The sequence below is a fragment of the Paenibacillus sp. TAF43_2 genome (genome assembly GCF_052113545.1).
GTDB lineage: Bacteria > Bacillota > Bacilli > Paenibacillales > Paenibacillaceae > Pristimantibacillus.
In genome coordinates, this window is sequence record NZ_JBFRDK010000186.1 from 1 (window position 1) to 11,882 (window position 11,882).

The 11,882-nt window shown below is 47.1% G+C and carries 6 protein-coding genes; all 6 read right to left on the reverse strand.

Going from position 1 to position 11,882, the window contains the following annotated elements; all coding sequences use genetic code 11:
• On the reverse strand, positions 1 to 5,184 hold a 5,184-nt coding region (locus tag AB4Z17_RS27590; RefSeq protein ID WP_441963342.1), incomplete at its 3' end, for a sugar-binding protein.
• Between the two features lie 441 nt (positions 5,185 to 5,625).
• Positions 5,626 to 6,372: a carbohydrate ABC transporter permease gene (locus AB4Z17_RS27595; protein WP_441963344.1), complete on the reverse strand. Its 747-nt coding sequence runs from the start codon at positions 6,370 to 6,372 to the stop codon at positions 5,626 to 5,628.
• 82 nt (positions 6,373 to 6,454) lie between these two features.
• Positions 6,455 to 7,339, reverse strand: coding sequence for a carbohydrate ABC transporter permease (locus AB4Z17_RS27600; protein WP_441963346.1), 885 nt, complete (start codon positions 7,337 to 7,339; stop codon positions 6,455 to 6,457).
• A gap of 76 nt (positions 7,340 to 7,415) precedes the next feature.
• Positions 7,416 to 8,783, reverse strand: coding sequence for an ABC transporter substrate-binding protein (locus AB4Z17_RS27605; RefSeq protein WP_441963348.1), 1,368 nt, complete (start codon positions 8,781 to 8,783; stop codon positions 7,416 to 7,418).
• Between the two features lie 202 nt (positions 8,784 to 8,985).
• Positions 8,986 to 10,593: a response regulator gene (locus AB4Z17_RS27610; RefSeq protein WP_441963349.1), complete on the reverse strand. Its 1,608-nt coding sequence runs from the start codon at positions 10,591 to 10,593 to the stop codon at positions 8,986 to 8,988.
• Positions 10,594 to 10,668: 75 nt separating this feature from the next.
• On the reverse strand, positions 10,669 to 11,882 hold a 1,214-nt coding region (locus tag AB4Z17_RS27615), incomplete at its 5' end, for a sensor histidine kinase (RefSeq protein WP_441963351.1).

The window sequence follows — 11,882 nt, forward strand, 5'->3', positions numbered from 1 at the left end:
GAAATCTTGCTGGAGCGATTCCATTGATACAAATTCCAGCTTATCCGCATCATAATTAATCGTAATATCTAGCGCTTTGACATCTTCTCCAGAATGCGCCAAGCTGAAGTCAACATCAAAGTTTTTGCCGCCTTCAATCGTCCCCGGTCCGGTCAGCAACGCGCCTTCTTGACCGCTGATTGAGATCAGCACGCTGCCGCTCAAACTGGACCCGATGGCTTTCGCCGTTACTTTCACGACGCCATTCATTTTGGCTGACAGCAATCCCGTCTCGCTAATGATCGCCGTATTTGTCTCCGAACCGTCTTCTGCGGTTACCGACCATACGGCGGGCACTCCCGCCAACATTTGCAGCGTGCCGTCTTTCGTCGTGATGGAAGTCGCTCCGTCCGCGCCGGTGACCGCAAGCATAGACTCGTTCACAAGTGTAACCACACCCCATTGTGAGCCGTTGGCATAAGACTGTCCAGTCACGTCGTGCCACATGATAATATCCTGACGGCCACCAGATGCTTTCGCGTCATTGATCTGCAAATCAAATCCAATGACATGATTAACCGCAGGAACAGCCGCTTTAAAGGGGATCTTAGTTTCAATGTAATAACCGCCATCCACGACCTTGGCATAAGACTCAACACCTGCACTGATACTGCCTGGATTAAAGCTTTTCTCATTCAGATAGTTAATACGGTATTGTCCCATTCCTGTGCCGTAGGAGGTTTGTTTACTGTTGGTCTCATCCACAAAGATCTCGACTGAGTCCTTCTCATGCGCTTCGCTGCTGCTGCTGTTCAGCACAGGGTCTTTTACACGCACCAGAACATACAGGTTTGTATCGTCCCATAGCACTTTAGCGGAGCCATCCGTCGGACCATTCACCATTGTAAGATGCTTAAGGATCGGCAGCGTGGCGGTCGTATTCCAGAGTGGGTCGAGTTCGGAGCCGCCGAGAACAGGCGTACCGTATACGGCTGTCCCAACTCCGCTAGGTAACAGCTGAAGCGCTTTGATCGCGTTACGCAGAGCGTAATATGAATGATCCGCTGCTGCCTGCCCGATCTCACCATTTGAGGCGGCAGTTTTGGCCTCACTTAATGCGCTTGCAAAAGCGTTCCACGAAGAGACTGTATGAATTGCAGCGTCCTTATCCTTGACGCTCTCAATCAAAGCGGTCAGCAAGGATTTGTCGACCCCCACAGGAGCAATCGGGTTCGCGGACCCACCGCGGCCGACTTTGACCTCGTTAAAATAAGCTTCTACTTTCGCAATTTCTTCTGCTGTCAGCACCCTGTCGTAGATGAGAATCTGTACGACTCTACCCATGAAGCGGTAAGGGGTTGCAGCCGCCATTGTGTACCCAATGCCCAGATCCGATCTGTTCCCTGTAAGCGCCTTAGCATTAGTTCCAGGGGTTCCGATGACGTTGTTGTTAACAAAAACAGCTCTATTGGTTCCGTTTAGCTGCGCCCGAACGCTGACCAGATTGTCAGTGGCTGCGGTTGTAAATTGTTGCCCGCCGCCCGATACGCCGCCATCCGCGTTACCAAAGCGGACGTTAACTCTGTTTATTCCTACACCAAGATTAATACCACTCCAGCCGTCGTTGGCGGCCCATGTTTGGTACGACTCGTTCAATCCGAAATAAACAAGGCCATTTTGATCGCTGGAGTTGTTGGCTGTGCTAGTTGGCCTAACCAGCGTGTAGATCGTCATCTGCGTACTGCCATTATAATCTTTGAAGCCTGCAGCTTTTAGCGGCCTTGAGTTCGCCGTGAATTCTACATAGTCGTATACATCTTTCTTTAGCGAGGGGTTCCCGTTTGGTGTTCCAAGATTATCGCCGCCGCTGCCAGGGACGTTCGCCGGGACAAGCTTCGCTTCAACGCTTCCCATATTTGTCCAACCAATCACGTTGCCGCTGCTATCTTTTTCCACTCCTTCATCGGCCTTGAGCCATAAGTCAAGACCATTTCTAGGAATATCGGCAGGTGCCGTATCGCTGACCACAACACGAGCGTGCGACTGACTTAGCACTTCGCCGTCTGCCGCCAGTACATAAATAATGTAGGGACCTGGTAACATAGGTGCAGCCATTCCGAGCATGTCGCCAGAGGTCACTGTTTCATCGTCGCCGCCATCAAAATGTCCGCCGCTCGATGAGGAAATCCAAATTTTCTTAGTCGCATCGTTCAAATCGTGCGCAAACCTGACTGTCCCGCCAGGGGCTACTGTCACGTTAGCCGGGAGCAACTTATTGGCCACTGATACTGTAGTTGTAAAGTTGAAGGTTATTGCAGGCATCGAAGAGCTGCCTACCAAGTTCCAGCTTCCTGCAGTGCGGATTTCGTACCCATTCGCCACGGGCTTGCCGTTAAGTGTAAAGCTGTAATCATTACTCAACGTCAATTTAAGAGGCTGTACCGCTGAAACTTCATAGATTTTCCCATTTTCCACGTTGGTGGCTGACGCGCTCGCGTCGACGTATGCCGTATGCTTGGAAGTGGCTGTTGCTCTGCCGTCTCCATATACGATATAAAGTTTGTATTCGCCTGCGGCAGACGGAGCAAGGATTGACGTTTCGTCGCCGGCAGCTTTTGTCATCGTAGTGCCTTCTTTAAAGACCGTTGTGTTCGCAGGCGCAAGCCAAACCGTATCTTGCGCTTTTAGCAGACCCCTGCGGCTCAGTTTTTCACCTTTACCCATGATGACGTTGGAAGCCAGCTCAAACTCGGTATCGGCAATGAGAATTCTTGGAATCATATGCGTGTATTCGTTGGTAAGACCCGAATTCAAAACGATTTCGTTGCCCTTAACCGGCCATATGCGGTCTTCACTCTTGTAATTATCGTAAGTAATCCTAGGGCCGCCATTCTGGTTGTTATTCCCGTCCACGTAACCTTCGACAGCAATCATATCGCTTTTGCGCTTCCAGTTGTTAAATTCATAAAGACGGCTCTGTCCAACAGCATGGGAGAGCTTTGACTGCACGACGTTGCCGATCATTTTGATGAACGTGCTGCCTTCGTCAGGATGGAAACCGTTCGTCCAGTTGTTGGAGGTCGTAGGTTTGCCTGTTGGATTCGGATCAAGGAAGTTATAGTTCATCTCTGTGAAATTCGTCCAGTTGTCAGAATGCCAGTTACTATTCTTGTCGGTGACAGGGTTGTTTGTCAGATCGTTGACGGTGTCCCATGTTCCTCCGCCCGGCAAATTCCCCGGATCGCCCTGCCGGCCCAGTGAGTAAATGGCTCCGGAGTCGTTAACTATCGTGCAAATTTCCTCTACCCGGTTATAGTTTATTTTGTTATTTCTGGAGGTTGTAGAGATTACTGGGGACCTCGCGAGACTTGTTTCATGCGTACCGTGGTACGGGCCGCCGGTCTTGTTGGACCCTTGGGCAGTAAAGCCGAATCCATCGTATTCATCCCAGCCCCAGCCGATGCTCAAGGCGCCGTAAGTGGCGTCATAAAAGTAGTTGTGCAGTACCTGCATGTTCGTTGTATAGAATGAGGTTAGGGAGTTGGCCCCCGGGAATCCGTAGCAGTTCCTAAACAAAAAGTTATTTGTGATAAAAATATTTTCCGGTACAGCTTCCGTACCCGCCTTAAATTTCTCCTTATCAACGCCGGCCCAGTTCCTTATTGGCGTGCCAGAGACCGAAATACTAGATTCATGCTTAATCGATTCATCGTTTTCATAGATATGTTGCGGATGTCCGATTACAACACCAGAAGCGAGCGTATCTGCGATATAGTTGCCCGTGACTTCGATGTCCTTAACATCGTTCTCTACATGGATGCCATTAAATCCGGTAAGCCCGATCTCGCCGTTCAGCACTTTGATGTTCCTCGCCGCGTTGATCATAACCGCTGCTGGCGGTATGTCATACCCTCGGTAGAAAGTCTCATGCCAGTTGATGCTGCTTGGGAAGTAAACGGTGTTCACGATAGAGCCTTGTACTGACGCGAAGCCGCGGGAGCTGGTCGTTACCGGACCGGATCCGTCGCTAAGTGTATAGGTGCCCGTTAGTTCAAATAGCTTGTAGTCGGTATGGGCAAACTTCAGCCCGTTAAAGGTTATGTGTTTGACACGTCCATCGTCCGAGCCCTGGGCAGGCTTCAATCGATCTCCTACAGCAATCCCTCTTATGTCGAGCACCTTCTCATGCCTTGGAATGACCACGTCAGCGGTATTGATATCCTCACCTGCAAGCGGGATATAATAAAGTGTGCTTTCCGCCTGGTCGAAATAGAAATCTCCGCGTTTATTGAAAAATTCAAAAGCGTTGCGGATGACTTGGTTGTTACCTGGATTGTATTGCGTGTTATTACTTAAAGACTGTGAAATCGCACCATATGGCATCTGGAAACGGAGCATGACACCGCCGGGCTTATTGCTGGCTGCCGGCGCCTGTTCGATCGACGCGAAGGTGACAAAAGGCCTCGACCATCTGGCTGTGGAGCCGCCCATGCTTTCCGCTTCGATGTTTTGGGGATTTTTCGTTGCCGTCGTCAGACCCACGCTGGCATCGAATACGATAGCCGCACGGATGTTGCTGCCGCTTTGCCACGCCCAAGGGTTATTGGCACCGGTAAAGCTGGCTGTCGGGGTGCCGTTGACGGTTCTGTTGGTCGAAGCGATTTGCGGGCTCAGAGTCATGTTGGCGATCTTATCGTTTACATAGATCGCGCGCAACTTATCGTTCCGGTTAAGGGTCGTTTTGTACGCCGTTAAGCCGCCCGTCTGGGTAAGGCCTAAAGCCTCTGTCCATACGCCTTTTTCCAGCATTTCACCAGCGCTGATTACCGGCTTCGCACCCGGCGCCGCCTCATAGCGAATCGTGCTGCTTGCGCTTCCGGAATCATCCTTGTTAAAAACCAGGGTTTCATCAAGCGAATAATAGCCATCTGCAATTTGAACAACGATATCACCGCCGGTCTTAGGCAAAGTCCTTACTACTGCTTTTGCCTTGGCAAGCGTTTTGTACGGCTTATCTTGTGTTCCCTCACCTGTGTGATCATCGCCATTTGTAGCAACATAGATAGTTGCACTTGGTGTAGTGTCAGCCGCGTTTGCAATTGGCGCACTGTCAGCCGCGACTACTACCGACCCTGAGAATGGTAGCATGGGAAATACCATTACCAAAGTCATAATCCAAATAAATGCTCTTTTTCTCACTTTCATAAAACCTCCCTGGATATAAGTAAAATCTTATACACATTGCCGCCTAAGCGGTATTAGTCCCGGTTTCTCTGCTGTATTTGTCAATAATAAATACAGCCCGTAACTTCCACGAAAGGTAGTTTCTTCTGGTTGCCATTAGGTAAAAATGTTGAGCAGATTCCGAACTTTATTCCCCCCCCTTGCATTACCATCCTTGTTCATGGAGCAGAATTCTGGCTGCAAACCTTTACATTCCCTTTGACTGAGCAATTCTATTTCCAATAATGGAAGCGCTGTCAATCAATGCTTTTATAATACCAGCCTCTAAGAATATTCCCAGAGACTATTATTGGACTGCAAGTAAAATTCACGGGACAATAAGTAAACATAGTGCGCTGCGCCAACCTGAAAATACGGAGAAAAGACACCTTATCAGATGTCCCTTCTCCCACTTCACATTCGTCACTTTAGAATTGCACCTGCAGTCAATGCATTTTCGATCTTTTCGTTGCCTATTAAATAAACGATGATCATTGGCAAGCTGGACAGCAGCATACTCGCGCCGATGAGTCCCCAATCCGTAACTCCCACATTGATAAAGAAACCAAGCAACCCGACTGTAAGCGGCCTGAATTGATCCTTGGAAGCAATAATAAAAGCAAGCGGAAATTCGTTCCAGATTCGAATGAATATAAGAACGCATTGCGTCACGAGCGCTGGCATTACGATTGGAAATATGATTTTAATATACGTTTGATAGACATTCGCTCCATCTATGCATGCTGCTTCTTCCAGCTCCTTAGGCAATGAACGAAGAAAGGCATACAGCATCAGTACGCAGGAAGCGATGGCGAAGCCGGAATACGGCAAGATAAGGCCCAAATAACTATTTTTGATATGCATCCATTTAACGAGCTGGAATAAAGGAATAACGACTACTTCGATTGGGACAATTAAACCCATAGATACATAAAACAGCATTATCGAATTGAATTTCCACTGCATGCGGCTGAGGCAATAAGCAAGCATGCTGCCCGTTGTCAACGTAATGGCGATTGTGCCTGCGGTATAAATCACGCTGTTCTCGAAATACGTATAAAAATGATATTTGGACAGCGCTTCGCTGAAGTTCAGCCAGTCCAAGGAAGACGGCAATCCAAAAGGATTGTCGTAAGCTTCGCTTTTGGACTTCAATGACATCGTTACCATCCAGTACAAGGGAAACAAAAACGTGCATCCCACGGCTACCCAAAACACTCGACTTAATAATTTCAGAAAGCTCCCCCCTAGCTTAAAACTCCAGTTTTTCTCTGGCAACGTACCTTTGAATGACAAAGGAGATCAAAAGGCATTCCAGAATAAAAATAACGGCGATCGCAGTACCCTTGCCAAATTCGGAAGTATCAAATGCCGTATAATACATCTGGTAGATGACCGTCCTGGATAGATCTCCTGGGCCTCCTGCCGTCATGACTCGTACATGCGAATAAAATGCCATTGAGCCTAATGTAGACAGAATTAGTACGTATTTGATTACATTCTGCAGCAAGGGGATCGTAATTCGTAAGCAAACTTGAATATAATTAGCACCGTCGATCAAAGCCGCTTCATAGTAACTCTTGGGTATGGTCTTGATTCCTGTATAAAACAGCAACGCGTTCAGTCCAATATATTGCCACAGGAATGTCACTCCGATGCTGGGCATTACTGTTTTCTTTTCCGTTAACCACGAATGCGTCCATGAGCTGAGCCCTAACGATCGGAGAATCTCGTTAAATAAACCCCAATTTGGTTCGTAGAACGCCAACCAGATCTGTGCAACAACCGTGACCGACAAGATAGCAGGGAACATCGCCACCGTCTTGAAGAATCGACGAAACTTCGGTGTTTGAGCATCCATAAAAAGCGAAAGCATCATGGATAGGGGCAGCCCCAGCAATAATGAAATGGCTACAATGAGATACGTATTCTTATGAGCGGTCCAAAAGGATGGGGAAGCCATCACTTCTTTGTAATTATTTAAACCAACAAAACCCAAGTTTCTAAATCCGTCATGCTTATGCAAGCTCATCCAGATCTCCGGAATCAAAGGGTATACGCAGAATAAGGAAAACAGCAGTAATGCCGGGAAAGCAAACACAAATATAGTCACTTTGGTGCTAAAGTACTTGTTCATCGCTCTCTCCACCATTTAGTTTGTGTCTAAACCCCCTTGGATCAATCCAAAGGGGATTTAGCTGTTATTGCATCTTTTACTTGTCAAACCACGTATTTTCGCTCCAGATCTTGTTCATCGCCACATTAAAATCATCGGCTGCGAACTCACCCGTTAGTAAATTCGCTCCTTGCGTAGATATTTCGGATGACGTCCTCGCATCTAGGGAATTAAGAGCCATGGACGCGATTTTATTAGGAATCGGATTGTACCAGTCAACGAACTTCTGCATAAGCGGGCTCCTATCCATCGCCTGGTTGCCTGTCTGCAAAGATATGGGAGCCCCGGTAGACTCGAAGTATAGCGCATCCGCCATGGCTAGAAATTCGGCAAGCTTGACGGCCTCTTCCGGGTTCTCTGTTTTGCCGTTGACCGCATAACCGTTAAGCGGGGAACCCCAGAACTGTACGGTCTGTGCAGGGTTATACTTATCGCTGGCACTTGGGAATGGGAAGAAATCAACCGTTTCGTCTTTTGCGAGATTTGGCRGCTCCCAAGTAAACATCCATAACATAGCCGCTTTTTTGGACGTAAACATTTCCATCGCCGGACCGTAATCCACATTTGCAATACCGTCTGGGAACACGCCTTCCTTGACCAGCGTTTCGATGCGAGCCGCTCCTTCCTTGACGGATGGATTGTTGAAGTCCGTTTTGTTGCTGACAAGGTCTGCCATCGCCTGCGGATCTCCGATTTGAATCATTTGCTGCAGCATAAAGAGCTTCGGTCCCCACCCGTCCTTGCCGGGAGTCACAGCCGGTACCATGCCCTTGCTCTTGAGCGTCTTCGAGATTTGAATCAGTTCATCGAACGTGGTAGGCACTTGAACCCCGGCTTCTTCGAACATATCTTTATGATAGAAGATAACAGGGGTGAAATACGTGTCCGCTCCGGAAGACAAGCTGTAGATCCCGTTATCGACATGCTTTAACGCATCCGGCACCGCATATTTGTCCAAGAAACCGTCTTTCGAAATATAAGGTGACAGATCCAGAATGCTGCCAGTGCTCTTGAGCGGCGTAAAGTAGCCCGCATCATTCCAGAATACGTCCGGCATATCCCCAGAAGCATTCAACGTCTTCAATTTGTTTGCCATATCCTCGCCGCCGCCGCCGGGCTCAAACTCGACTTCAAGATTAGGRAGCGCTGCAGCAATATTCGGTTTGATGAATTTTTCCATAATGTTGTTGCGATTCTCGTCCGTCGTAAGCGTTATGACTCTCATCTTGATTTTTTTGCTGTCCGTCTTCGTCGTATTCTTGTTATCCTCCTTGCTTGTTGCCGAGGGCGACGGATTGTCGGACGGCTGGTTGGACTTTGTTTCATTTCCGCTGCTGCATGCCGATGAAACCAGAAGAGTACTTGCCATAAGGAACATAGCCACTGCCTTTGACTTCGTTTTCATTGTTTACCTCCCCTATTTGTCAAAGCGAATATCGGATTGATTTTAGATATTGAAAGCGGTATCAACCTTGAGATAATTTTACGAATCTTCCCATATTTAGTACAGAGACTATTCTCGGGCTAGCAGTAAAATTAACGGCAAAAAAATAGACGATAGAGGCAAAGTTTTCACTTTCCCCCTAACGTCTGTATTGAAGTATAGGCTATTGGATTTGATTCACATATTTGCTAGGCGTGATTCCCATATATTTTTTGAAGCATTTGCTGAAATAGTTGGCGTCCGCATATCCCACCCGGTTCGATACGTTTTGAATAACCTTCTCTCCCTGATCAAAAAGTTCCTTTGCTTTAATAATCCGTATTTCGGTCAGGTAGTCATTGATCGTAAAGGTCGTTTCTTTCTTAAACACGAAGCAAAGATGATTGTAATTCATATGAACACTCTTTGCGATATCTTCAATTCGCAGTTCTTCATTGCCGTAATGCCTCGTAATATACGATTTGACCTCCTCTATAACTTTGACGGCTCTATTCGTTTTGCGACTATGTACATGATCCATGGACTTTAGAATTAAAGTACGTATCCAGTCCTCCAACTCGTTGAAGGTTTTCATCCGCTGAACGTGTTGTATCATATCGGGTTGTGTCGTATTTCGGAAGACATCTTCAAAGCTTTGCGACGCTTCGGCCAAAAATTCCAGGCATGTGGATACGAATTCGATTCCGGCGAGAAGCAGCATTTCCATAGACGCTTGTTGGACGCGAGTATCATGAAAAAAACGCGAGAGCCATTCTTCTGTCTCGGACATGTTCCCGATTCGCATGAGCATCAGCAAGCCGCTTCTTTTTTCCACCGAGAACAATCCGACCTTTATCCCGGTTTCCGCAATCAAGGAATGAGCGAACACCTTGTTGCCACCCCATACAAACCGCTGCTTCAAAGCAATTAACGCTTCCTTGTATGAAACTGAGATCAACTCAAACGTTTCGCAGCCATTCCCTAAGCCAATCGTTACCGTACAAGCCAAATCGTTCTCTACGTTCAATCGAATCTGTTCGCAAATCGATTCCAGCTTGTTGAAGGAGCCGTCAGGCGATCCTATGATCAGAACCAGACGATCATCATGATCATGACAGCTGACACACTGAAAGGCGCCTTGCATATCATTTTGAGCGATTTCTTGTACCTTGGCTTTACGAATCAGCATACCCTCCTCAAGATTCCTCTCCTCGCTTGAATCCAGGTCGATGACAATTGCCAGGTAATGCAACCCTTTCAACTTTATTCCCAAATCATGTAATCGATCCCAATCGGAACTGGATCTAGTAATAACGTTGCCCTGCAGCCAACCGTTCAGCACTTGCTCCTTCATGACAGACAAGCCATCGCTTGCCTGCTTCCTTAGATCGTCCAACTCAATCTTGCCCAGACGCTCCGATCGTATGAGCTCCTTTATATCCAGTAAGGAGCTTTGAAGTTCTTCTTCGTTAATGGGTTTCAGCACGTAATTAGAAACGCCCAATTGCACGGCCTGTTTGGCATACACAAATTCGCTGTGACCTGACAACACCAGAAATTTTGTTTTCCGGTCGCGCTCCTTGGCTTTGTGTATAAACTCCAATCCATCCATAATCGGCATATTCATATCGACCAACACAACATCAGGCTCTACCTCGATCATCAGTTCCAGCGCTTCCGCCCCATTTTTTGCCTCCCCCGCGATTTGAAAGCCCAGCTCACTCCATGGCAGCGAAATCTTCAAGGCTTGTCTGAAGTAATATTCATCATCGACGATTAGCACTTTGTACATGCTCTTTCCTCCTATTCTATTCATTTCTTATTTTGCGGATAATAGATATGCCTGTCTCATGGATGCGGGCAGGAGCTAATGATGACGAAGGGGCAGTACAATTATAATTTTCGTATAAACGCCGTACTCGCTTTCAACTTGCAGACCGTATCTTTCCCCGTACAGCATTCGAATTCGATTAAATACGCTTGTGATCCCAAACCCGCTGGTTTCATCAGGAACGCTGGACCCTGCCATTATTGCCTTGGTTTGATTCTTGTCCATACCCGCCCCGTTATCGTAAATTTCGATTTCCACATTGCTCCCGCTGCGCCTTCCTGTAATGCGTATGATTCCTTTTTCCTTTTTGAGCTTCAATCCGTGATAGATGGCATTCTCCACAATTGGCTGCAGGGTCAGCTTCGGTATCGAATAGGACAAAATTTCATTGTCCATTTCCATCGTATACTCCATATATTCCACATAACGCAGCTGCTGAATTTCCAAATAGCTTTCCGTTAAACGCATTTCTTCGCCTATCGATATGATATCGTTGCCCTTGCTTAACGAGATCTTATAGAAATTCGCCATATATTGGGCTGCCTGTATGGCTTGCTTCCCTAAGCCCAGCTTAATGAGCGAAATAATAGTTTCAACCGTATTGTACAAAAAATGTGGCTTCACTTGCGATTGCAGCAATTTGAATTCGATCTCGGCCTTTGTCCTTTGTTTCTCGACGTTTTCGGCCATAAGCGCCTCAATGCGATCCATTAAACTATTGAAGCCCTCGCTTAAATATCCGATCTCATCTTTTGATTGGTAGGAGMTTCTGACTTGCATCTTTCCCGTCCGGATTTCTCTCATGGTCTTGGCAAGCCGGAAGATGGGTCGCGTGATCGACCGGGACAATAGGAAGGACACAATTAATGCTAGCAGCAAGCATGCTGCGCCGATTCCTATAATCAATTGATTGATTTCTTTCCGATCGGAAGAAATATTATTCATCGGGATAGCGCTTACAATTGTCCATTTCAACGGTTCGAAGCGATGGGTGAATAGCAACATTTCTTGGCTACCGCTGCCCTGGGTAAATGTTGTGTCTTTACCATTCTCGGGAATGCTTATGGAGACGGCTTCCTTGAAATCCCGGTATAACATAGCTTTATTTTGTGAAGAGATAATTCTGCCCGCGGAATCGACGATATAAAATTCGCCGCCCTTGTTTTTCCCTTCCTCATAAATCGAGGCAATAGTCGTTTCTTTCACGTACAAAAAAATTCTGCCTATCATTTTACCGGTATCTTTGTGAA